The sequence below is a fragment of the Pantoea sp. X-Soil-TKNS-1279 genome (assembly GCF_059730565.1).
The window spans coordinates 81,105-102,018 of sequence record NZ_AP035949.1 but is presented as its reverse complement, the minus strand read 5'-3'; the positions used below and the strand labels follow the sequence as shown (position 1 = coordinate 102,018).

The window sequence follows — 20,914 nt, the reverse complement described above, 5'->3', positions numbered from 1 at the left end:
CAACCCGCTCATTCATCAAGAATGGGTGAGAAACCACCGTAAATCATGCGTTTGCCATCAAATGGCATCGTCTCGCCCATCTCTTTCATGCGCGGATCGGCCATCAGTTTTTCATTAGCGGCATCACGTACCTCTTTGGAAGGATATTCAATCCAGCTAAACACCACCGTTTCTTCCTCTTCAGCTTTGACCGCCATACGGAAGTCGGTGAGTTTGCCGTCTGGTACATCATCCGCCCAGCATTCAACAATACGGGTCGCGCCGAATTCCTTAAACAAAGGCGCGGCCTTAGCCGCCATTGCCAGATAGGCCTCTTTTTTATCCAGCGGGACCGGCACAACAAATCCATCAACATAAGGCATAGGAATTCCTCCGTCGTTAATGACGCGGCCAGTGGTGGCCGCGAAGATTAAGTGTACGAAAAATAGACCAGTGGGGTTTGCGTGACGGGCGGCAAAATGACAGGTTGACAGCATCCAGGCTTGTTACGCTGATTTACGATACACTCGCCTTCATCCTCGTTAGTCAATACGGAATTTTATGCGCATTATCATTGATCAGGCTGACCAGCCCTTTATCCAGAGCTTATTTGGCGAGAAAGTTGAGAGCATCGAAACAGAGTCTCCCCAGTCGAAACAACTGCATCAGGCCCTTCAGGTTGCTCGCCAGCAGGTAAATACCGAGGCAGAACTGGACTGGAAACGCAGCGCCTTATTCCTCGCGCTGTTTGTGTTCCTCTATGCGGGACTGGGTGCGTCGCTGACCTTAGATCTCACAGCCAACAGCTCAAGCCATAAAAGCATTGCTTATGCGCTGGAAGCAGTGCCGGTATTGATTGCCTTTTCCGGGTTTTTCCTTTCTCTGCTGTTCCTGTTTTTTACCCGCAGTAGTGCACGCCGGGTACGTAACTGGGAACGCGGCATTCTGTTGCTGGAAAAGTACACCGCCTGCAACCTGAGCCATCAAATCAATGTGATGGGCGCGCGCACCACGCATTATTCTCAGCCAACGATCACCATCTCACTGGCGTTATTTATCAGCGTGACCTGGGTGGTGATGTATAACTTTTTCACTTTTACCACCAGCGGCGTAATTGGTAGCGTGATCTCCTTGTTTATCAGCACTATGACTTATGTGATCCTCGATCTTCAGTTACTTAAGTCCGGCCAGCAGAGCGAAATTGATGAACCGTTGATCCCCGCTGATGACGAAAAAGAGAAAGATTAAATCTGGTGTAGCGGCGCGATAAATCGCGCCGCTACGATTCCGCCTCCGATAGCACTTCTACCAGTATCAGCGGGCACTTTCTTACCCGACACGCTTGTGAGTATGCCAGCGAGCACACTGAACACAGATCCCGTACGTCTGATTGGTATTCATATTCGGTGAAATAACGAAACTGGCCACGCTCCGGCTCGGTTCGCCAGAAACGTTGTGGCTCGAGAATTTCATCAAGTTGCCTGAAAGTCAGGGCCGACGGGTTATGAAACCCGACTCTTACACGATAAATAGTCATGATTTGATTATTCGTCTCCAACCTGACATCAGCCAGACGTTATTAGTTTTCAATGCGATAGATCTCACTTATCACTCAGGATGACAGGCCGGATGTTCAGGGTTAAAGTGCTTCTTTTGTCTGATTTTACGAGGGAAAATGAAACGTTTATTTGTCTACGGCACGTTGTGTCCGGGTCGTTCCAACGCGCATATTTTAGAAAATATCGGCGGAGAATGGCTGGCCGGGCATGTGACAGGGACTTTTTATGAACGCGGCTGGGGAGCAGCGGCGGATTTTCCCGGCATTGTGCTGGATAAAAACGGCCCTCGCGTAGACGGTTATCTGTTTTTATCCAACAACCTGGAACCTCACTGGCCGATGCTGGATGAGTTTGAAGAGGGTTATGACCGGGTCGAGGTGGATGTGACCACCATCGAAGGTCAACGGATCACGGCATGGATCTACCAATTGCAACCGCGCATTGCCTGATGAGCATCGGCGGTCACGGCGATAATGTCCGTGGCCGCCAGTCAGCAATGCTGATCAAAACAACCAAAACCGTCGTAGTCTGTTTTAAAAGGAAAACTTTCCCTCATGAAATTACCATGAGGGAAACAGGGTATAATATTGAAATTAGTTTCTCCCTATTTTTCAACCCTCCCACTTATATTAACATCGATAAAAATTAAACATTAAATCCCCCACGTTATTTACATAAAAAAATACGCAAATATTTTGATCCATTTTCAACCTACGAAACTAAAGGAAAATCATGCCTGGCATTACCCTCAACGCGTCAGCATCCACTGCTGCACTATCCATTCCTGATAGCGTAAGCGAACCCAAAACCACACTGATCTTTCCCGGTGATAGTCAGATTGTCACAGGCAGATTCAAGGACGATGTATTAATCTATAAAAAACCAGAGCGCCCGGTCGAAATAAGAAAAGCAACCGCCAGTGAGATTGCACAGGGGAAATATCCAACATATATACGCCAGGATGGCTTAAAGAAGCTGGAATCGAACGTTGATCTCACTGCTGAATCTATTATTATAAAAAAACCCGATCTTATTTCTGCTAACGGAAGCGTTGATGAGAAAGGCATTATTACCATCGGCGAACTCACATTCTATAATGAATGGGTAGTAAAAAACATCAATAAAGCCGATGAGTTATATGATTTCAATCCAAATACATTAAGCACCTCCCCTCTCCGTTGTATCTCGAAAGAGAAACATGTAGAAGTGATAGAAATTGACAAGATAGTTTTAGAGTCACTGGGTGCAAAAGTTGGTGATAAAACCGTAGAGATTTCCGTTCCCTCATGGGGCCCTGATGGAAAGCAAAGAATAGTGGAAGGTGGATTACTGGTCCGAATTTGGCTGGGAAATACCGACAAAGGTGAGCCAGTGTATGAATACTATGGCCTCAGCCTGCTGGATCGAGAGGATTATATTCCTGAGTTTATCGTTCCTCCTGATTTTTCGATAGATCGCTAATCTTCGCACGGTTCGTACACCTATTTAGCCGCAGGCGGCAAAGCCTGCGGCTCATCCTCTGACTGCGAGCCACTGCGTGTTACCGATCCTCCATGCCACACTGCCCGACAATGCGCTCCCCAATGTAGTTGCAGGTTTCATGCAACCGCCCCGTCACGCAGGTATAAGTCGTCTCGCCATCCGATCCCGGTGAGATCCGCACTTTTCCACCCCCTGATTTGCAGCAACTTTTAAACTTCGATGCGGTAGCAAAAGTACATTGACGCCCGGAACTTTGACCTCCGGCAGCACTGGTTAACGCCGTCTGTATTGACTGCATCTGCTCAGGATCATCAGAGGTCGCAATCGCCACGTTATTAAGTTGCACACCCGTGGCCTGCATCACATCCTGACCGGTTGATGCGGCGACAGCAATGCCGGTCGCCGCCCCGACCAGTGAAGACACCAATTGCTGATTTTTAGCCTCATTCTCGGCTTCAATCCGTTGGTTATCGATTTGCGCTTGCGCATTGCTGGCGTCCAGCGCGGCCATATATTGTGACTGTGCAACATATCTGCCTGCGATATCCGCTGAGGTCTTACCTAATCCGGTGAAACCTTTTTCGTTCATCACGTCAGCAATCAGCTTATAACGATTGGCCTGAGTATCGTTATAATCACTTTGTCCACCGAAAGGATAAGCCGCCTCCGCTTTACGTTGCGAGGCTTGCAGCAGCGTATATTGTTGTTGTAACTGCTGGTATGATTTTGCGTAGTCTTTGTTATTCGCCATAAAATCCAGCAACGGACGATAATCGTTCGCTTTGGCATCTGGCATGGTATTCAACGAAACCGCATAATCATTAATGGTTTTCGCGCTGGTATCACCGTTCTTCATCATTGCCTGATAGGCGGGAATATCCAGCGTCGCCATATCATTCACAAACAGAAAATTCCCTCGCGAGTCAATAATATTGACATACTCTTTGTAGACATCAACCGGGCGGCTATTTTTCTTCGCCCTACCATCGTAAAGTTTAAAAAGATTACCGTAGGTCGAGACGGCCAGGTTCGATCCCCCGATTGATTTATCGAAAGGAGGAATAGCCGACAGCAGTTGATTAAATTGTTTGATTCCTTTCTCATAATCACCGCTTCTGCTAGCGTTTTCTATGATGATACTTTCCAGTTCAAACGTTGTGACTCCCTGAACGTCTTTGTATTCCTGTATATTACAACTGGCAAGAAAATGACTGTAGGCAGCATCGAACTCACTGGCATTACTCCTTAACGAGGGAGAATGTAATGCTTTCTCCATATCGGAACATTTGGAGTATTGACCTGCTGAGCAACCAGAAAGTATGAAAGTGATGAGTAGAAAAAATATTTTCATATTGACACCTTATTAATTTTATTGGCGTCCTTTTTTCATCGCGAGCAAGGGCGTTTTAATTACCCACGTCACGCGACCGCTGAGTTCCTTTAAGAGGTAGTTTCATCCCGAAACCAAAAGCTAATCTACGGCAACAGCTATAGTGTGTGAAGTGAAGATTAACAAGGGTAAAATTAGCGAGATAATCATTAGTAGATTATTGTTTTTTGAGTTGAGATAGTTCCAGTTATATCCTGCGTTTCTTCTTTTATCTTCGTGGTTGGCGGCGTTCTTTTAACCGGAGGTTGATGAATGACTGATAAAATTGGCCTGAATGCGCTATTGCGCCAGCGCGATGGGCACCATGCCCGCGTCACCTGGGAAGAACTGTTTTTCGATCTGGTTTACGTTTTTGCCGTAACGCAACTCAGTCATACCCTGCTGCATGACCTTAGCGCCAGTGGGATGTTGCAAACGCTGATTCTGTGGTTTGCGGTCTGGCTTGGTTGGCAGTACACCTGCTGGGTAACCAACTGGTTCAGTCCCGATACGCCACAGATCCGGGCGTTGCTATTTGGCGTGATGGCGGCTGCGCTGGTGATGGCCGCCGCGCTACCAGAAGCATTCGGTGAGCGGGTGTGGTTCTTCGTTATCGCTTACATCATCATTCAGGTGGGCCGTACCGCATGGATTGTCTGTATCCTAGGCCCGCAGCATGCCCTGACAGCGAATTACCGCCGGATGCTGGTATGGCTGGTGATCTCAGCGCTGATCTGGTGTGCCGGAGCACTGAGCAGCGGCGGTTTACGCACCGCCCTCTGGGCCTTAGCGGTGCTGTGTGAATATCTCTCGCCAATGACCGGTTTTGCCTTTCCCGGGATGGGACGATCCGCCACACGCGACTGGACTATTGAAGGCGCTCATCTCACCGAGCGTTGCCAGCTGTTCGTCATCGTCGCGTTAGGGGAAACCCTGCTGGCCACCGGTGGCAGCCTTGCGGAGAGCGAGGCATGGACCTTCCCGGTGCTATCAGCCATGTGCGCTACTTTTCTTTCAGCGCTTGCGGTGTGGTGGCTTTACTTTGGCACCTCCGGCGAGCAGGCAACGCAAGCCATCACCCATTCTCCTGATCCCGGTCGCATGGGCGCACGTTTTCACTATATTCACGTCATTTTGGTGGGTGGCATTATCGTGATGGCGGTAGGGAATGACCTCATCCAGGAAGGCCCGGAACATCATGTAACGCTGCTGCATGGCGCGGTGATTAGCGCCGGGTCGGTCATCTTCCTGGTGGGTAGCGCCATCTACAAACGCGTGGTGTACGGCGCCATCCCGATTACCCATATTCTTGGCGCACTGGCGCTGTGTCTGGCCGTGGCGCTGATGCCGGTCCTTACGCTGGAACAGGCCGGTTGGCTGACCACCCTTATCATGCTGATCACCGCCCTGGCGGAATCACGGGTGCATCAGCGCCGCATGATTAAAATGAAAGGTGTATGATAACCATCATCTTCATTTTTAAGTCTTTATCCATGAAACTCAATTTCGACAATGATCTGACGGTACGCAAACTTTTCATTTTCTGCACTTACATGGAAAGCGAAAATCTGGCGCGTACCGCAGAAACCCTCGGTATCAGTACCGTCAGCGTGCACCGCGCGCTGCATACGCTGGAAGAGAGTCTGCGTTGCCCGTTGTTTACCCATAAGGGACGCAATCTGGTGGCGCTGCCCGCCGCATGGACACTGCTGGAGTACAGCCGTGAAGCGTTACAAACCCTGAGTCAGGGGCTGGAGGAGACGCTCCGCACCGCAGGTATTGGGCTGGGGCATCTGCGCATCGGCACTTTGTATTCGCTGTCGCTGGAAACCGTGCCGCGTCTGATTATGAATATGAAGTTGCGCCGACCGGAGCTGGAGTTAAACCTGACGATGGGTTCGAATCAGGTACTGACGGGGATGCTGCAAAATAATCAACTGGACGCCATCATCATCTCGGTGACGGAAACGGAAATCGATCAGAAGGTGTTTGAGCAGGTCGGATTGTTTCAGGACGACATCTATCTGGCGGTGCCTGGCGCTGAACCCCGCGATGCCACAGAAGATGTCGATCTGCGTGAGTACAGTGACAAACCTTTCGTCTCGCTCGATGAAGGATTCGCTACCTTCACTGGCTTTCAGGAAGCGTGCCATGTCGCGGGGTTTGAACCCAATATCGTTACCCGCGTCAATGATATTTTTTCGATGCTCAGTCTGGTGCAGGCCGGTATGGGATATTCACTGGTACCGGGCCGCATGCGTAAACAATACGAACACGATTTGCAGTTCCGCAAGCTGGCCGAACCGTATCAGATGCGTCAGCAGATCGCCATCGTCTTCGCCCGCAATCGCGAACATGACCCCAATCTGCTGGCGTTAGTTGCGGAGGGCCGGATGTACGCGCTGAGTTTACAGGATAAGGCTCAGCCCCGGGCGTAGAGATGTTGCACCAGTTCCACGCTGCTGCGTTCCAGCGCCAGACACTCGCCCTGCGGCTGTGTACTGCGCGTCAGTCCGGTCAGCACCCCACCTGGCGGCATCTCAAGCACCAGCCGCACCTCACGTTCTTCTGCGGCTACCATCGCCTCATGCCAGCGTACCTGGCGCGCCATATTCATCGCCAGATCATCAGCAATGCGCTCCGGTTGCCACAACACCCTGGCGCTGTTACCGCTGAGGTAAGCACAACGTGGCCGTTGCAGCGACAGCTGTTGCATGTGCTGCGCCAGTATCCGCGCCGGTTCATTTAGTAACGCGCAATGGGATGGCACACTGATCGCCAACCGTCGTACACAGTTTGCGCCCTGCGCTCGGGCTTTATCACCGACGGCTTGCATCGCCGCCTCACTTCCCGCAATGACGATCTGCGCTTCTGAGTTAATGTTGGCGATAAAACTGTGCTGGTTATCCACCAGCGGCTCCACCTGTTGCAGCGGCAAGCCGTTGATGGCGGTAAGGCCATAACCGTGCGGATAGGCGCCTTCCATCAGATCACCACGCCGCGCCACCAGCCGTAACGCATCGGCGAAGTCCAGCGCACCGGCAATCACCGCCGCCGGATACGCGCCAATCGACAACCCACACACCATATCCGGTTGTACACCCTGCGCCATCAAGCCACGCGCCGCAGAAACCCCGGCAATCAGGAGCGCCAGTTGTACCGCACGGGTATGCTGTAACGCCTCATGGCTATCCAGCCGCGACAGTTCATCACCTAATACCTGTTGCGCCTGTTGCCAGGTGTCATCACGCGGCAGGTCACTGAGCATCCCCGGTCGCTGAGCGCCCTGGCCGGGAAATGTAAACAAGGTTTTCATGGCGTCTCCTCTGCCCAGGGGTTGTCCGTTAAACGCGGTCCGGTTGCGGTTTTTAGCAGCACGCGCCCACTGCGCAGCCACTCATTTAAGGCAAAACCGCCCTGCGGTGTCTCGATTTGGCTGTCGGCGCGACAGGGTAGCGTCGACAATACCTGTTGCCAGTGGGCCATATCAGCGGGTCGCAACGGGTTGGGCGCGCGGATCAGCAAATCCAGATCGCTGTCCTGATGCAGCACCGGCAGGCCGGTAGCCAGTGCAAATCCGGTGCTGCCGGTCACGCCCCACTCCCACGGCCAGTGATGCTGACGCAGCACCACCAACGCCTGCACCGTTGGATGGTGGTTTAACTGCCTCGGCACCACCAGCATTTCCGGTGACACTACCCGAACCACTTCAGTCGGGGCCACCCATCCTGCCGCCCGTTGATGGCGTGCCTGACCACGCACGCCAACCGGAATCAATCCCTGTTTCATCACATCACGTCGCACCACCACCGGTTGCTGACAATGCCACAGCTCAGCTACCCAGGGGTCTGTCACCCCGAGCAGCGCCGTATCATGGCGCAGCCAGAGCAAGTCATGGGGACGTGCGGTGATGTTCATCATCAGATTCCTGCGGTTAAGGAGATAAACAGCGGCAGCGAGAGAATCGACAGCAGTGAACTTAACAGCAACACCGCTTCCGCATCCGGCGACTGCACGCCAAAACGGTTACCGAATACCACACCAAAGAAACCGGCGGAGAGCGCGATCATCAGAATCGCGGTGATCGCCACGGTGCCATGTAAACCAAACACCAGTACGATACCCCAGGCCAGCGCCGGTTGAATCAATAACTTGGTCACGGTGGAGCTGATCACCATGCTGTTGATTTTCAGTTTGCGTGCCGAGAGGATCACCCCGGTCAGGAACAACGCCGCCGCAGTGGCCGCCAGTCCGAGCGGTTTAATCGATGCCAGCAACAGATCCGGCATCTTCACGCCAAACGCCGACAGCACCACCCCAAGCAACGGTCCCCAGACGATAGGTTTTTTCACCGAACGCCACATCAGCACCGGCAACATTGCCAGGGTGGAGCGTTGAGTTTCACCGGCAGCGCGCGCTTTTTCCCGTTCGAGGATCAGCAGGCAAAACGGCGTCATCAGCACCGAACCACAGGCGATGGACACCGCCACCGAGAGTGATGTCGCCGAACCTTCACCAACCACACTGCCCAGAATCGGCAGCCCCAGCGCGGCATAGTTCGGCAGTGCCACTGTCAGCGTCAGCACCGCGGCATCCTGTGGCGACTTTTTGAATACGCCAGTGGCGATGAAATACAGCGCTGCATAGGCAATCCACATCGCCAGAGTCAACACGGCAATCAGTGGCATCTGCGCCACGATACCGCTCCACGGCGTTTGCACCGTGGCGCTGAACAACGCGGCGGGTAAAGCAAAATCCATAACAAAAATATTCAGTAGCGAGACGTTCTTGTTATCGACCATCCCGGCTTTGCCCGCCCAGAAACCCAGCAGCATGATGACAAAAATGGGCGCGAGGGCATGAAGAATCACGTAAGTCATAAATCACCTGTTATTAGAAGAGTGAATACTGACGCGATGGTGTTTATTTAACAGACGCTACAGTTAGCCGGGTGTACCAACACACCCGGCCCTGTCGCTATCCGGCAGGTTTATTGTTTTTTATTTTTAACTACCAACTGGCGCGCATACGCGCGCGGACATCTGCCGAAGCCTGTCGATTGACAGCGACTTCACCGGAACCACGACGTGGATCCTTGCGGGCATCCTCGATCGCCGCCACTAAGGTATCGCGAACGCGTTGTACATCAGACGCGCCAGGCGCATCGGGGTCGGCGATATTCAGCAGCGAGGACAGCAAACCCAGTGTGGCGTAATTGCTGATGTCATAAGCCATCGGCGGTACGGTGGCCGCCAGTTTTTCCAGCGCTTCCACGGTGCGCAGCGTAATACGTGCGGCGGATTCTTTACCCATGGCATGAACCAATACGCCCGCGTCATTGAAGGCGATCAGGCGATTGGCCTGATAACCGTGCGCCAGAAACGCCCCGGACATCGCCTTACCGACAATCAAGCCGATCACCGGGTGACCTGCCAGACGTGCCTGGGCATACGCCCCTGCCGCACCCGCCAATGCCTGGTGGATACCAAACGCCTCTTCACGACGACCATAGGCCTGGCTCGGCACATCAATCACCGCCACAATCGGACGTTTGATGGCGCTGTTAGCATCGGCCGCGAGGGTTTCCTGTACCACTTTCGCCAGCGTCCATCCTTCCAGTAACCCCACCTCACCTTTGGCAGCGCGCGGATAGCGGTTATGTGCATCCGGGACGACCGCAATGTAACGGACACCGTCGGCGTCAGCGGCCAGTACCGATGGACACAACCCCTGAATCCGCTCTGCACCGCCGGTCAGTTGGTTAAACCACCGTTCACCACGGCTGTTATTTGTGCTCATTTTTTCACCTCCGGGGCAAAGACCTGATGAATCACAGCCGTATTGGCCTGCTGTTGGGTGTCGAAACGCGTCAGGCGATCAAGGTAAAAGGCGTAGTTTTCGCTACGATGCTGCACCGGAACGCCCTGAGCGACGGCGGCATCGACGGCGGTTTGCACCGCATTCACGCCATCGCCAACCAGCGCATCGACCAGCCCGCTTTGATAACGGATTTCGCCGCCGGTCATGCTCCAGATAAAGGGACGATCGCGGGAGTCGTACTCTGTTATCCCGGCTTCCTGTTCAATGACCTGTGGACCATTCAGGCCCAGACGCGCTTCACGGGTGACAATCAGATAGCTACATAACGCCGCCGCAATCGACATCCCGCCAAAGCACCCGACCGTACCGGCGACAATGCCGATGACCGGGGTATAACGGCGCAGATCCACAATCGCCGCGTGAATATCGGCAATCGCCGCCAGACCGAGGTTGGCTTCCTGTAGCCGCACCCCACCGGTTTCCAGACAAAGAATGGCCTGCGTCGGGATACCGTTACGGTTGTCCTCCGCCGCCAGCTCCAGCGCGGCGGCCATTTTGGCCCCGGACACTTCACCCATACTGCCGCCCTGGAAGGTGCCTTCGATTGCCACCACCACCGTCGGTTTGCCGTGGCGGCTGCCTTTCATCACCACCATGCCGTCATCGGCCTGCGGCACGATGCCCTGCTGTGGCAACCAGGGCGACATCACACCGGCGAACGGGTCGAGCAATTCGCGTGCGCTACCGGCATCCAGTAGCGCCAGCGCCCGTTGCCGCGCCCGTAACTCAATAAAGCTGCTGTCGTTACGCATGAGCGACCTCCTCAAACACCTGTTCAATGCGGATACGCGCCACACCCGGTGTCGCACCGAAGTCATGAATAACCAGTTGGCCCGCAGGCAAGTCGGTGAGCTGCGCCAGGCGATTGAACAATGCTTCCCAACGCGCGTGACTGTTATTGACTGACGTGGTGATAGCGATGTTCAGAACGTGGCTATCATCCGCCGTGAACAGCACCTCCATATCCCCCGATCCCACCACGCCCGCCAGCGCCTTGCCGCTGAGCGTACGGCTGGACGGGTATGACAACGTTATGTGTTCCATAGCTACCTCTTAATCATTAAATGTTGCTGCCTGAGCGCCGGTGATGCGGTCAAGAAACAGCGTGGCGGCCAGTAAATCGGCGGCCCCACCCGGCGAGGCATTGAACCTCAACATCGCGTTATCCAATTTTTCCAGCGCCTTGCGCCCTGCCGCCCCGGCATAGCCCCCGGCCGCCAGTACCTGGCGCGCACCCTCCTGCATGGCGCGCAGCGCCGGTAAACCTGCCCGGTGCAGTACGCAGGTGTCGGTTAGCGAGGTCAGGATGGCCATCAGCGCATCAATGCGTGCTGCCGTTTCATCGGCTCCGGCACGGCGACTGGCATGGAGTTGCGGCAGCGCCAGCCGGGTAATATGGGGAAAACCTTGCTGCGCCTCTTCACGCGCACCCGGTACACGAAAACGATGTACCACCCGTAACCCTTTGCTGAAGGTTTTCGGGGACGCGCGATCCGGCAAACGGGCAAGCTGGGCGGCAACCTCACAGACGCGTTGGCTGTCGCCAGTCCCCGCCAGCATCGCGCCAGCGCTGACCAGCAAGCCAAGCGCCCAGATAGCACCGCGATGGGTGTTAACCCCGGCAGTGGCGGCCATCATTTGCCTCTCACCTTCACGTCCCAGTTGTCCGATGGTTTCCCGCAGCGCAATATCCGCCGGTCGTTGCCAGCTTTGTTGTGCCAGTGCATAGAAGGTAGGCGTCAGGCTACGCGCAGAGCGCTCCATCAGCGCCAGCGTGAGGTCGTGATGCGCCCCACTGCCACGGCGATCCACCAGCCCAGGTTTGGGCGTGAGGTTCACTTCTTCGATCAGACACGCGGTCGCCATCTGCGCCAGTTGATGCAGATGATGTTCAACCGGTGTGGGTGAGAGTCGTTTCATTACCAGCTCCGGAATTTAGCGGGCGGGTTGTAGAGGCCGTCTGACCACTCGACCAGGTCAGCGACGCTACCGGCAGCCAGCAGTGAACGGGTGGCATCTGAACGACGAATGCCGATATCTTCCGGGAACACCACTTTGCCGCTGCGACGTAATTCAGCCACGCGTTTAGCATCCACACCCAGACCGATATCGGTGATACCCGCCACCGCAGCCACCATCGCCCGACGTTCTTCCAGGCTGGTCGCCCGGTAGAGGTAGGCAATACCCTCTTCGGTCAGAACGTGGGTCACATCGTCGCCGTAGATCATTACCGGGGCCAACGGCATACCGGCGCTTTTCGCCACTTCAACGGCATCGAGGGTTTCCACAAAGGTCGGTTTGACGCCCGCCTGGAAGGTTTCCACCATCTGTACCACCAGCTTGCGCCCACGTTGCAACGGATCTGGCTCGTTGATCATTGCCAGCCAGGCGGGTGTGGCATGACGGCGTCCGTGTGGGTCATGGCCCATATTTGGCGCGCCACCAAAGCCCGCCAGACGACCACGGGTGACGGTGGAGGAGTTGCCGAGGCCGTCAACCTGCAAGGTCGAACCGATGAACATGTCCACCGCGTATTGACCGGCAAGTTGACACATCGCGCGGTTTGAACGCATTGAACCGTCGGCACCGGTAAAGAAAATATCGGGACGCGCGCGGATGTACTCTTCCATCCCCAGTTCACCACCGAAGCAGTGCACACTCTCCACCCAGCCACTTTCGATGGCCGGGATCAGGGTCGGATGCGGGTTAAGGGTCCAGTGCTTGCAGATTTTGCCTTTCAGGCCGAGTTGCTCACCGTAAGTCGGCAGCAGCAATTCAATCGCCGCGGTGTTAAAACCGATACCGTGGTTAAGTGATTGCACCTGATGTTCGGCGTAGATGCCTTTGATGGCGAGCATCGCCATCAGGATATGTTCCTGTTTAATCAGGCGCGGATCGCGGGTAAACAGCGGTTCAATAAAGAACGGTTTATCCGCCACCACCACAAAATCAATCCAGGAGCCGGGAATATCGACACGCGGCAGATCGCACTCGTCATCCACCAGTTCATTGACCTGGGCGATCACGATGCCATCATGGAAGGCAGCCGCTTCCACCAGCGCCGGGGTGTCTTCGGTACTCGGCCCGGTGTACAGGTTGCCTTTTCGGTCGGCTTTGTAACCAGCGATCAGCGCCACGTTGGGTGCCAGATCGACATACAGGCGCGAATACAACTCGATATAGGTATGGATAGCACCGATTTCGAGGATGTTATCCTCCAGCAGCTGCGAAATACGCAGGCTCTGCGTACCGGCGAAGGAGAAATCGAGTTTACGGGCGATGCCTTTTTCGAAGATATCGAGGTGCTCGCTGCGCCCGACGCTCGGCATGATCATATGCAGATTATTAACTTTGGCGGGATTGACCTGCGCCAACATGCGCGAGAGAAAATCGGCTTGTTTCTGGTTGTTGCCTTCCAGCACCACCCGGTCACCCGAGGAGATCAACCGTTCAAGCATCTCTGCCATTTGATCGCTCGGTAGCACTTTCCCTGCCACCTTCACTTCTGCCAGTCTCCGCTGTTTTTCGATGCGCCGCGTATTCCAGACGCGCGGCGAATGCTGTCCTGATGACATGACTAACCTCCTGAATTCGCGAATCTCAATGATTGCTTCAACTGGATTCAGTCTGGCGTCAGGGGGCGGTTCCATCAATCAAGCAGCGGAGCAGATCATTAGCCTGAGAGTAATGATTGGATATTCAGAAGTTTGATGGGGATCAACGACGTTGGCGTAGCGGCGCGATTTATCGCGCAATTCTGTGCGCGTTGCCGGACAAATCCGCGCGATAAATCGCGCCGCTACGGTTTACTTAACGTTTCTGCCAGAACGACTGTTGCAGCGCAAAGGTTTCCTCATCCAATGCAGCCACCGGGCCGACTAAACGGATAGGTTTCTGCCCGTGAGCAAAAACCGCTGCTGCCGACAGGCTCATGGTTGGGTTTTCCTCATGGCTGCCGGTGCATTCCAGTAAGCGCGTTTCACTCATGCCAAATACCACCCGTCCGATATTGGCCCAGTAAATGGTTCCGGCGCACATGCAGCAGGGTTCAACGGCGGTATAAAGCGTACATTGCCACAAATATTCCGCTGGGAAGTTGCTGGCGGCGATGCGCGCCAGGGTCGATTCCGCATGGTTCACCGTGTCGATATTGCATTGCGTCAGCAAAACGGTTTGATTGTCCGGTGCCACCAGCACTGCGCCAAACGGATGTTTGCCTAATGCGATAGCGCGTCTGCCGACCTCATTTGATAAACGCAGAAAGTGGATATCCTGGTCATTAATCATGTGCGTGCCCCATAACCATTCAGGATGGCGTTCAATACCACGGCGGTGAAACCGCCCAGGAAGATACCGCTGTCAAAAATCAGTTTTAAGGAGGGCGGCAGGACATGGAAAATTGCCGGAAAGGCCATCGGAACAATCCCCACGGCAACCGAGACAGAGATGATCAGGATGTTCTTTTCATTATTGAAATCGGTATTTTTCAGCTCCTGAATACCCGCGCTGATGGTCATACCAAACATCAGAATACCGACGCCACCCAACACCGGGCTGGGAATGGCGGCAATGATCGCGCCTAATTTCGGGAACACGCCTAAGCCCACCAGAATCGCTCCCGCAGCAATCAGCACCAGTCGACTGGTCACTTTCGTCAACATTATCAAACCGGCATTCTGCGAAAATGCATTGTACGGAAAGCTGTTCAGGCAGCCGCCGAGCATGGTGGAGAGTCCATCGGCCCGAATGGCATCCGCCAGGCGGCGGGAGGTGGTGGGCTGGCCGATCAGTTTGTCGATCAACAACACGTTGCCGGTGGTTTCTGTCATCACAATCAGCATGGAGAGACACATCACCACAATGGGTGCGATATGAAACTCCGGCATGCCAAAGGCAAATGGCAGGCTAAAACCCACCCAACCGGCAGTGGTGACCGCAGAGAAATCTGTCATTCCTGCCAGGTATGCCAGTGCCGAACCACAAAACAAGCCAAAAAGAATACTGAAGTTACGCAACACGCCACGGGTCGCGCAGTAGAAAATCAGCGTGATGATTAAGGTTCCGGCCCCCAACAGCAGTTTATCTACGCTGGCAAAATCAGGCGCATCCGGGTTGCCACCACCCAGCCAGATAGCGGCCGCGGGCATCAGCGAGATACCGATTAACGTAATCACACAGCCAATCACCACCGGCGGAAAAAAGCGCACCAGTTGGCTGAAAATCGGGGCCACCAGCAGGGTGAATAACCCGCAGGCAATCGCCGCACCAAACACTGAGGTCAGACCAAACTCATGCCCGACCATTAACATCGGCCCCAGCACCACGAAAGAGCAGCCCTGAATCAACGGCAAACGCGCCCCAAAACGCCCTATTCCCCACGACTGTAAAAGGGTGGCTAATCCCGAGGTCAGTAAACAGGCATTGATCAGCACGATAGTTTCACTGGCTGAGAGTTTCAGCGCTGATGCCAGAATCAGCGGAACCGTTACGGTGCCGGCATACATCACCAACACATGCTGGAATCCCAGCGACAGAATACGTCGGACGGTGAGCGGATTTTCCGCCTGCTCGCTGTTTAACACGCTTTCCATACAGCCCCCTGAAAATGAACCATTGAATGATTGACCGCCCAACTATATGTAATTAAAAATGGCAACCAATAATTAGCTGCTTTCAATAAAACTGAAAGGTAGGGTGTCAGGTGAAGTATTCATTGGATCAACTTATGACCTTTGAGCAGGTTGCCCGCTCAGGATCATTTTCCGCTGCCGCACGGTTGATGAAGCGTTCACAATCCTCGGTGAATATGGCGATGAGCAACCTTGAGGACGAATTTAACCTCAACCTGTTTGTGCGCACCCCACGCCAAATCAGCCTTACCCCGCAAGGCCAGACTCTGCGGGAATATGTCAAAACCATTCTGGAGCAATGCAACGCGCTGGAGCAGCGGGTCAGTGCCTTCAATATCCAAACCGAGGCACACGTTAGCCTGGCGATTGAAGTCCCCTACACCACCGTCGCCGCCGTACTATACGAATTTGCTATGCATTTCCCGGAAGTGGATATCCATGTGCGTGAACCCTTTCAGGGTGACGTGGAGGCAATGGTAAGAAGAAATGAAGTGGATGTCGGTATCTCCATGTCTCGCCCGGTTGACAGCGATGCCATTGAGTTCGCGCAGTTAGGCAAACTGATCATGGTGCATGTGGTCAGCTCACAACACCCGTTAGCACAACGTCTGCCGGTGTCATTTGCCGATCTCCATCGCTGGCGACATATCACCTTCGGTGAGCAGCAGAAAACCATCTCCACCACGGAATATCTCGGCAGCCCGATGACCTGGCGGGTGGAGAGTTACAACGCGATGATTGATGCCGCGCTTGCCGGACTTGGCTGGGCTTCCCTGCCCCGCATTTTTGTGCAGCGAGAGCTGGAACAAGGTGTGCTGACGGAATTGCGCCAGCAGGAATACCCGCATACCGATTGGGTTGTCGGCGTGGACCTGCTATGGTCGCGCAAGAAACAGCCAGGCCGTGCATTAAGCTGGCTGATTGACCGGCTGATTAAAAATAAAATTTTTGAACGAGATGCGGCGGGAAATAGCACGACACTTTGAAAAACGTGGCTCGCCATTTTTTTTATTTTGCTCCCGAGATGTTATTCACGGTGATTATCATCATGAATGTAAATCCATAAACATATATTTACTGCCATCTGATTAATTAATAATACTTTTTTATATCTGGAAAACTTCTGTCTGGCAGAATAATTCACTGGGATTAAAAATCTAATCATCACGGTCAATTTAATTCGCCGATCATTTTCTGTACACCGCCACGCTCGTTGCTATTATAGCAACGCAAAGCACACACACAGCAACGTGCTGCGTACGAGAATTTTCCTGAATTAAATGTGCAGCATTTTAACCCGCTCCGTGCGGGTTTTTCTTTTCAATGGTTCTCCATTACCGTCTTGCAGACGTAAAGAGTGCGTTAAGACAAATAAAAATGACAAAATCTGGCGACAAGCCTATGATAATCAACTTAAAAAAAACGACCTGTCACTGTCGGAATAAACGGCTTACCAGGTTTACATAATTCGTTTTCATTTTAATTTTCGCATCTGAATCAGGGTCAGGGCGGAGGAATAATGTACATAAACGACAGTAGCGAAGATGGCTGCCAGCGTCTCGCGTTGCAGGTACTGCGGGACCCGGATGAAAGCCGGGATGATGTACTGAGAAAATTTACCAGCCTGGTCAGTAAAACCTTGGGTATCCCAAGTAGTTTTATCTCGGTAATGGACGATGACCACCAATATATAAAAGTCGCACACAACTTTTTGGTGGGGAAAACCGCCAGGGTTGATTCGATGTGCCAGTATGTGGTTGACGGTGAGGGTGCCATGATCGTCCATGACACCTGGCAGGATCCCCGTTTCGCAAACAATCCCTTTGTCGTGGGTGAACCTTTTGTTCGTTTCTATGCCGGGGTGCCGCTAACAAACCGGGAAGGTATGGTACTTGGCAGTCTGTGCGTGGTTGACCGCCAATCCCATCCATTCAACCCGGACCAGGTGAATACCCTTAAGTTACTGGCTGAACTGGTGATGTCATTTCTTGAAGCATGGCATGCGGTGGGTTACACCGACCCGGTAACGGGTCTGCCTAACCGCCAACGCCTGATACGCGATCTTCAATCTCTCGCATCTTCCGGTGATAACACGCCGCGACGCCTGGTGTTGATCGATTGTATTGATATGCCCAGAGCCTATGAGCTGGCACGTTCTCTGGGGATGGCTCCGGTTGAGGGGCTGCTTAAAGATGTGGCTACGCTGCTGCCCTTACGCCTGCGCCCCGGTAATGATGCGTTGCTGTATACCATCGCGACGGGACGTTTTGCGGTATTAACCAAACAAGACGGTCGTTTAAGCGCCGCCTGGGTTGCCACAAGGCTTGAGGGTATCAGTGCCGATATGGGAGAAGGTTTGTCGGTCGATCTGACCACCCACACCGGAGAGACGGACTTTATCCCCTCGCGACTTTCCGCACATGAGATTTTGCGACGTGCCGTCAGTGCCCTGCATGAAGCCATCTGTCGTGGTGTCCCCGCTATGAGCTTCAGCCTGGCGTCCGATGAACGCCGGACAGAAGATTTCACCCTGGTCAATGATCTGGCCTCGGCGCTCAAACATGACCGCGAGCTTTACCTGGTTTATCAGCCGAAAATTTGCCTGCAAAGCGGTGAACCGCTCGGTCTTGAAGCGCTGATCCGCTGGGCGCATCCCATCAGGGGAGAATTGGCACCCGCAGAATTCATTCCCCTCGCGGAGCCGACCACGTTAATAGAAGAACTGACGGTATGGGTAGTCACCCATGCGATAGATCGTCTGAAACGCCTCAAGCATAGTGCGATTCAGCTCCCGATTACCGTGAACGTTAGCGTCCGTGACTTCAGCAAAAAGGGCTTTGCCGACTGGCTCGAAAAGCTGATGATTGACGCCCGCTTGCCAACCTCGTTGCTCGGTATTGAATGTCTGGAAACCGAACGAATTATTGAAAGCCCGGCTGCCATTGATGGCCTGGAGATGCTGAAACTTCGGGGATTTGGCATCTCACTGGACGACTTCGGCACCGGTTATAGCAACATCAGCTATCTGCGCCGCATGCCGCTGGATGTCATCAAGCTGGATCGCTCAATCATTAATGGCCTGTCCACCGACACCGCTTCACGTATCATCACCAAAAGCATCATCTCCATGCTGAAGGAATTGGATTATATGGTGCTGGCTGAAGGAGTGGAGAATATGGAAACCCTTGAGGCATTGAAGGAATTTGGCTGTGACCAGGCGCAGGGTTATTTCTACTCCCACCCTTTGCGGGAGGAGGAGTTGGATAACTGGCTGGCCTGGAAACTGCGTAATGTTACTTGTCAGCGTTAGCTGATTATCAGGCACCAAACGCACCGTCAATGGTGTGCATGGCCCCGGTCACAAAACTGGCTTCCGGTCCGGCCAGCCATGCCACCATTCCGGCACCTCTTCCGGCCGACCCTGACGCTTAATCGCCATAACGCCGTGCATCAATTCTTTCAATGGCCCCTCAGCCGGATTCGCATCAGGTTACCGCACAACTACGTCAGATAGTCCAGATCAGGACCAGCTAAATGCTAAGCTCCGACTATCAACCTCCCCGGCGTAGTCTATATATAGACTCTGTATGCAATCACGATTTGAATGGATTCCATTAGTATCTACAATATTAAATCTGCTAATCTAATGATGAGATGTAAAATATTAATCGTCTGACCAGGCGGTGATTGGAGTTAATCATGTTACGTGAAAAGTTGAAAAGTCGCGAAGGTTTCCGATTTATTATCTGTGTTTCAACTATCTTCCTGGTGGCACTGGCAGTTCTTCTGCGTGCGACAATTGGTGGAGTGATAGAGGAATATAATCTGCCTTTGTCACAATGGAGTACTGGCATGTACTTCCTGCAAGGTGCTATGGTGTTACTTTACACCCTCATTATAACTGTCTTCTTCTCGCTACCATTGGCAATATTTTTCTTCGGTAAGAAGGATAATGAATAAAGAATTATCTTATCTATACCGATTCGTATCTCAATGACATCAATCTTCTCTGCTTTTAAGATGTGAACTCTTGTTTATGACAATGCCTGCGTTGCAGGCCATCTCTACCTCTGTCTCACTATTGGTAACACTAAATGTTAAAGGAAAGAAAAATGAAATTGTCCAGAATGAGCGTTTTGGCGCTTGCTCTCTCAGGTTTTATGCTCGCTCAACAGGCGCAGGCACATGCTCATCTAAAAAATTCACAACCCGCCGCGAAAAGTGAGGTCTCCGTATCACCCACTCAGTTAACCCTGAATTTTACGGAAGATCTTGAAGCAAAATTCAGTGGTGTTGAATTAAAAGATAGCAAAGGTAGCGTAATTAAAACTGATAAGGCAACACTCTCTCCTGATAGCAAAGCCGAACTCATCATAAAACTTGATTCACCATTAAAAACAGGAAGTTATGAGGTTGACTGGCATGCACTTTCCGTGGATGGCCATAAAACTCAAGGTTCCTATAATTTCAGCGTAAAATAATAACCACTAATCACAATGACATCCTGTTCTTACAGGATGTCATTTTTGGAATTAACGATTGATTTAAAGCCAGCACAGAAAAGTTAAAATAATGTTAATTGCTGCGGGTTTCTTTACCCAGAAATAAAATGATAGAATTTGATTAACCACTCGCAGCCATTTCCTTACACTATCGCATCTGAATTAACTTAGCTGGATGCACAGACGTGTTTTCTCTCATTCGACTCTCCCGGAAGAAACTGCCAGCAGTTATCGCAATTTTTGCGATTCTGATGCTGTTTGTTGCGCCGGAAGTATCGAAGACGCTGGAACACCGGCGTATGGAGAACCGTGAAGAACACAGGGTTGCTGCAGATCATGCCATGCCTCATTCACAAGCCGGGATGATGGATAACATGGACATGTCCACGTACCATGCCTCGTCAATGCAGAATATGTCAATGATGATGCATGGTGACATGATGGACGATATTGCCTGATGCTGATCCATATTCCATTAATGGTTTGGGTTTTCGCTGCTATTATCTGGCTGAC

The 20,914-nt window shown here is 52.8% G+C and carries 24 protein-coding genes and 1 pseudogene; 11 read left to right on the top strand and 14 right to left on the bottom strand.

Annotation, left to right across the window (positions count from 1 at the left end; all coding sequences use genetic code 11):
• Positions 1–8: 8 nt before the first annotated feature.
• Entirely contained in the window at positions 9–362 is a 354-nt protein-coding gene (locus tag AC6I8N_RS20710; protein WP_208725922.1) for a DUF1428 domain-containing protein, read from the bottom strand.
• A 178-nt stretch (positions 363–540) separates the two neighbouring features.
• On the opposite strand from AC6I8N_RS20710, the gene AC6I8N_RS20705 reads away from it, so the two are divergent.
• Entirely contained in the window at positions 541–1,227 is a 687-nt protein-coding gene (locus AC6I8N_RS20705) for a RipA family octameric membrane protein (RefSeq protein WP_497830994.1), read from the top strand.
• A gap of 31 nt (positions 1,228–1,258) precedes the next feature.
• Here AC6I8N_RS20705 and AC6I8N_RS20700 read toward each other — a convergent pair whose 3' ends face one another.
• The gene (locus AC6I8N_RS20700; RefSeq protein WP_244634061.1) at positions 1,259–1,516 is read right to left on the bottom strand and encodes a hypothetical protein; all 258 of its coding nucleotides are present in this window, start codon (positions 1,514–1,516) and stop codon (positions 1,259–1,261) included.
• Positions 1,517–1,654: 138 nt separating this feature from the next.
• Between AC6I8N_RS20700 and AC6I8N_RS20695 the strand changes: the two genes are divergently transcribed.
• The 3 genes from AC6I8N_RS20695 to AC6I8N_RS20685 all read left to right on the top strand — a co-directional run bounded on the left by AC6I8N_RS20695 (position 1,655) and on the right by AC6I8N_RS20685 (position 2,999).
• A complete protein-coding gene (locus AC6I8N_RS20695; protein ID WP_497830993.1) occupies positions 1,655–1,987 on the top strand; it encodes a gamma-glutamylcyclotransferase family protein in 333 nt (110 codons plus the stop codon).
• Positions 1,954–2,187, top strand: a complete 234-nt coding sequence (locus AC6I8N_RS20690; RefSeq protein ID WP_497830992.1) for a hypothetical protein — start codon at positions 1,954–1,956, stop codon at positions 2,185–2,187. Before AC6I8N_RS20695 ends, AC6I8N_RS20690 begins: the two co-directional genes overlap by 34 nt.
• A gap of 83 nt (positions 2,188–2,270) precedes the next feature.
• Positions 2,271–2,999, top strand: a complete 729-nt coding sequence (locus AC6I8N_RS20685) for a hypothetical protein (RefSeq protein ID WP_497830991.1) — start codon at positions 2,271–2,273, stop codon at positions 2,997–2,999.
• Between the two features lie 79 nt (positions 3,000–3,078).
• Here the strand turns inward: AC6I8N_RS20685 and AC6I8N_RS20680 are convergent, their stop codons facing one another.
• The gene (locus tag AC6I8N_RS20680; RefSeq protein ID WP_497830990.1) at positions 3,079–4,371 is read right to left on the bottom strand and encodes a hypothetical protein; all 1,293 of its coding nucleotides are present in this window, start codon (positions 4,369–4,371) and stop codon (positions 3,079–3,081) included.
• Between the two features lie 291 nt (positions 4,372–4,662).
• Between AC6I8N_RS20680 and AC6I8N_RS20675 the strand changes: the two genes are divergently transcribed.
• Positions 4,663–5,850, top strand: coding sequence for a low temperature requirement protein A (locus AC6I8N_RS20675; RefSeq protein ID WP_415173505.1), 1,188 nt, complete (start codon positions 4,663–4,665; stop codon positions 5,848–5,850).
• A 32-nt stretch (positions 5,851–5,882) separates the two neighbouring features.
• Entirely contained in the window at positions 5,883–6,827 is a 945-nt protein-coding gene (locus AC6I8N_RS20670) for a LysR family transcriptional regulator (RefSeq protein ID WP_497831156.1), read from the top strand.
• Here AC6I8N_RS20670 and mdcH read toward each other — a convergent pair.
• The 10 genes from mdcH to AC6I8N_RS20620 form a co-directional block, all read right to left on the bottom strand.
• The gene (gene mdcH / locus AC6I8N_RS20665; protein ID WP_497830989.1) at positions 6,812–7,705 is read right to left on the bottom strand and encodes a malonate decarboxylase subunit epsilon; all 894 of its coding nucleotides are present in this window, start codon (positions 7,703–7,705) and stop codon (positions 6,812–6,814) included. The two genes, AC6I8N_RS20670 and mdcH, sit on opposite strands and share 16 nt — an antisense overlap.
• A complete protein-coding gene (locus tag AC6I8N_RS20660) occupies positions 7,702–8,307 on the bottom strand; it encodes a malonate decarboxylase holo-ACP synthase (protein WP_497831155.1) in 606 nt (201 codons plus the stop codon). Before AC6I8N_RS20660 ends, mdcH begins: the two co-directional genes overlap by 4 nt.
• Positions 8,308–8,309: 2 nt before the next feature.
• Positions 8,310–9,269, bottom strand: a complete 960-nt coding sequence (locus tag AC6I8N_RS20655; RefSeq protein WP_208725929.1) for an AEC family transporter — start codon at positions 9,267–9,269, stop codon at positions 8,310–8,312.
• Between the two features lie 130 nt (positions 9,270–9,399).
• Positions 9,400–10,188, bottom strand: a complete 789-nt coding sequence (mdcE, locus tag AC6I8N_RS20650; protein ID WP_497830988.1) for a biotin-independent malonate decarboxylase subunit gamma — start codon at positions 10,186–10,188, stop codon at positions 9,400–9,402.
• The gene (locus AC6I8N_RS20645) at positions 10,185–11,021 is read right to left on the bottom strand and encodes a biotin-independent malonate decarboxylase subunit beta (RefSeq protein ID WP_497830987.1); all 837 of its coding nucleotides are present in this window, start codon (positions 11,019–11,021) and stop codon (positions 10,185–10,187) included. Before AC6I8N_RS20645 ends, mdcE begins: the two co-directional genes overlap by 4 nt.
• The gene (gene mdcC, locus AC6I8N_RS20640) at positions 11,014–11,313 is read right to left on the bottom strand and encodes a malonate decarboxylase acyl carrier protein (RefSeq protein WP_415173509.1); all 300 of its coding nucleotides are present in this window, start codon (positions 11,311–11,313) and stop codon (positions 11,014–11,016) included. The genes AC6I8N_RS20645 and mdcC overlap by 8 nt, the downstream gene beginning before the upstream one ends.
• 9 nt (positions 11,314–11,322) lie before the next feature.
• Positions 11,323–12,189, bottom strand: coding sequence for a triphosphoribosyl-dephospho-CoA synthase (locus AC6I8N_RS20635; RefSeq protein WP_497830986.1), 867 nt, complete (start codon positions 12,187–12,189; stop codon positions 11,323–11,325).
• Positions 12,189–13,844, bottom strand: coding sequence for a malonate decarboxylase subunit alpha (mdcA, locus tag AC6I8N_RS20630; RefSeq protein ID WP_208725934.1), 1,656 nt, complete (start codon positions 13,842–13,844; stop codon positions 12,189–12,191). The genes AC6I8N_RS20635 and mdcA overlap by 1 nt, the downstream gene beginning before the upstream one ends.
• Positions 13,845–14,079: 235 nt before the next feature.
• On the bottom strand, positions 14,080–14,556 hold the full coding sequence (locus AC6I8N_RS20625) for a nucleoside deaminase (protein WP_497830985.1): 477 nt from the start codon (positions 14,554–14,556) through the stop codon (positions 14,080–14,082).
• A complete protein-coding gene (locus AC6I8N_RS20620) occupies positions 14,553–15,860 on the bottom strand; it encodes a nucleobase:cation symporter-2 family protein (RefSeq protein WP_497830984.1) in 1,308 nt (435 codons plus the stop codon). Before AC6I8N_RS20620 ends, AC6I8N_RS20625 begins: the two co-directional genes overlap by 4 nt.
• Positions 15,861–15,982: 122 nt before the next feature.
• Here AC6I8N_RS20620 and AC6I8N_RS20615 point away from each other — a divergent pair, with 122 nt between their 5' ends.
• Positions 15,983–16,885: a LysR family transcriptional regulator gene (locus AC6I8N_RS20615; protein ID WP_244634062.1), complete on the top strand. Its 903-nt coding sequence runs from the start codon at positions 15,983–15,985 to the stop codon at positions 16,883–16,885.
• Positions 16,886–17,418: 533 nt separating this feature from the next.
• Positions 17,419–19,209, top strand: a complete 1,791-nt coding sequence (locus tag AC6I8N_RS20610; protein WP_497830983.1) for a sensor domain-containing phosphodiesterase — start codon at positions 17,419–17,421, stop codon at positions 19,207–19,209.
• A 7-nt stretch (positions 19,210–19,216) separates the two neighbouring features.
• On the opposite strand, the pseudogene AC6I8N_RS20605 reads toward AC6I8N_RS20610, so the two are convergent.
• Positions 19,217–19,386: pseudogene (locus tag AC6I8N_RS20605) on the bottom strand (SDR family oxidoreductase); the annotation flags it as partial.
• Between the two features lie 212 nt (positions 19,387–19,598).
• On the opposite strand from AC6I8N_RS20605, the gene AC6I8N_RS20600 reads away from it, so the two are divergent.
• The 3 genes from AC6I8N_RS20600 to AC6I8N_RS20590 all read left to right on the top strand — a co-directional run bounded on the left by AC6I8N_RS20600 (position 19,599) and on the right by AC6I8N_RS20590 (position 20,859).
• Entirely contained in the window at positions 19,599–19,859 is a 261-nt protein-coding gene (locus tag AC6I8N_RS20600; protein WP_497830982.1) for a DUF2534 family protein, read from the top strand.
• A 152-nt stretch (positions 19,860–20,011) separates the two neighbouring features.
• Positions 20,012–20,380 (top strand): copper homeostasis periplasmic binding protein CopC, encoded by a 369-nt coding sequence (gene copC / locus AC6I8N_RS20595; RefSeq protein ID WP_497830981.1) that lies wholly within the window; start codon positions 20,012–20,014, stop codon positions 20,378–20,380.
• 206 nt (positions 20,381–20,586) lie between these two features.
• Positions 20,587–20,859: a hypothetical protein gene (locus tag AC6I8N_RS20590; RefSeq protein ID WP_497830980.1), complete on the top strand. Its 273-nt coding sequence runs from the start codon at positions 20,587–20,589 to the stop codon at positions 20,857–20,859.
• Positions 20,860–20,914: the final 55 nt, after the last annotated feature.

Bases quoted from the DNA above. Each gene is read 5' to 3' on its own strand.
- AC6I8N_RS20710 (WP_208725922.1), bottom strand. From the start codon at position 362: ATGCCTTATGTTGATGGATTTGTTGTGCCGGTCCCGCTGGATAAAAAA.
- AC6I8N_RS20705 (WP_497830994.1), top strand. From the start codon at position 541: ATGCGCATTATCATTGATCAGGCTGACCAGCCCTTTATCCAGAGCTTA.
- AC6I8N_RS20700 (WP_244634061.1), bottom strand. From the start codon at position 1,516: ATGACTATTTATCGTGTAAGAGTCGGGTTTCATAACCCGTCGGCCCTG.
- AC6I8N_RS20695 (WP_497830993.1), top strand. From the start codon at position 1,655: ATGAAACGTTTATTTGTCTACGGCACGTTGTGTCCGGGTCGTTCCAAC.
- AC6I8N_RS20690 (WP_497830992.1), top strand. From the start codon at position 1,954: ATGGATCTACCAATTGCAACCGCGCATTGCCTGATGAGCATCGGCGGT.
- AC6I8N_RS20685 (WP_497830991.1), top strand. From the start codon at position 2,271: ATGCCTGGCATTACCCTCAACGCGTCAGCATCCACTGCTGCACTATCC.
- AC6I8N_RS20680 (WP_497830990.1), bottom strand. From the start codon at position 4,371: ATGAAAATATTTTTTCTACTCATCACTTTCATACTTTCTGGTTGCTCA.
- AC6I8N_RS20675 (WP_415173505.1), top strand. From the start codon at position 4,663: ATGACTGATAAAATTGGCCTGAATGCGCTATTGCGCCAGCGCGATGGG.
- AC6I8N_RS20670 (WP_497831156.1), top strand. From the start codon at position 5,883: ATGAAACTCAATTTCGACAATGATCTGACGGTACGCAAACTTTTCATT.
- mdcH (WP_497830989.1), bottom strand. From the start codon at position 7,705: ATGAAAACCTTGTTTACATTTCCCGGCCAGGGCGCTCAGCGACCGGGG.
- AC6I8N_RS20660 (WP_497831155.1), bottom strand. From the start codon at position 8,307: ATGAACATCACCGCACGTCCCCATGACTTGCTCTGGCTGCGCCATGAT.
- AC6I8N_RS20655 (WP_208725929.1), bottom strand. From the start codon at position 9,269: ATGACTTACGTGATTCTTCATGCCCTCGCGCCCATTTTTGTCATCATG.
- mdcE (WP_497830988.1), bottom strand. From the start codon at position 10,188: ATGAGCACAAATAACAGCCGTGGTGAACGGTGGTTTAACCAACTGACC.
- AC6I8N_RS20645 (WP_497830987.1), bottom strand. From the start codon at position 11,021: ATGCGTAACGACAGCAGCTTTATTGAGTTACGGGCGCGGCAACGGGCG.
- mdcC (WP_415173509.1), bottom strand. From the start codon at position 11,313: ATGGAACACATAACGTTGTCATACCCGTCCAGCCGTACGCTCAGCGGC.
- AC6I8N_RS20635 (WP_497830986.1), bottom strand. From the start codon at position 12,189: ATGAAACGACTCTCACCCACACCGGTTGAACATCATCTGCATCAACTG.
- mdcA (WP_208725934.1), bottom strand. From the start codon at position 13,844: ATGTCATCAGGACAGCATTCGCCGCGCGTCTGGAATACGCGGCGCATC.
- AC6I8N_RS20625 (WP_497830985.1), bottom strand. From the start codon at position 14,556: ATGATTAATGACCAGGATATCCACTTTCTGCGTTTATCAAATGAGGTC.
- AC6I8N_RS20620 (WP_497830984.1), bottom strand. From the start codon at position 15,860: ATGGAAAGCGTGTTAAACAGCGAGCAGGCGGAAAATCCGCTCACCGTC.
- AC6I8N_RS20610 (WP_497830983.1), top strand. From the start codon at position 17,419: ATGTACATAAACGACAGTAGCGAAGATGGCTGCCAGCGTCTCGCGTTG.
- AC6I8N_RS20600 (WP_497830982.1), top strand. From the start codon at position 19,599: ATGTTACGTGAAAAGTTGAAAAGTCGCGAAGGTTTCCGATTTATTATC.
- copC (WP_497830981.1), top strand. From the start codon at position 20,012: ATGAAATTGTCCAGAATGAGCGTTTTGGCGCTTGCTCTCTCAGGTTTT.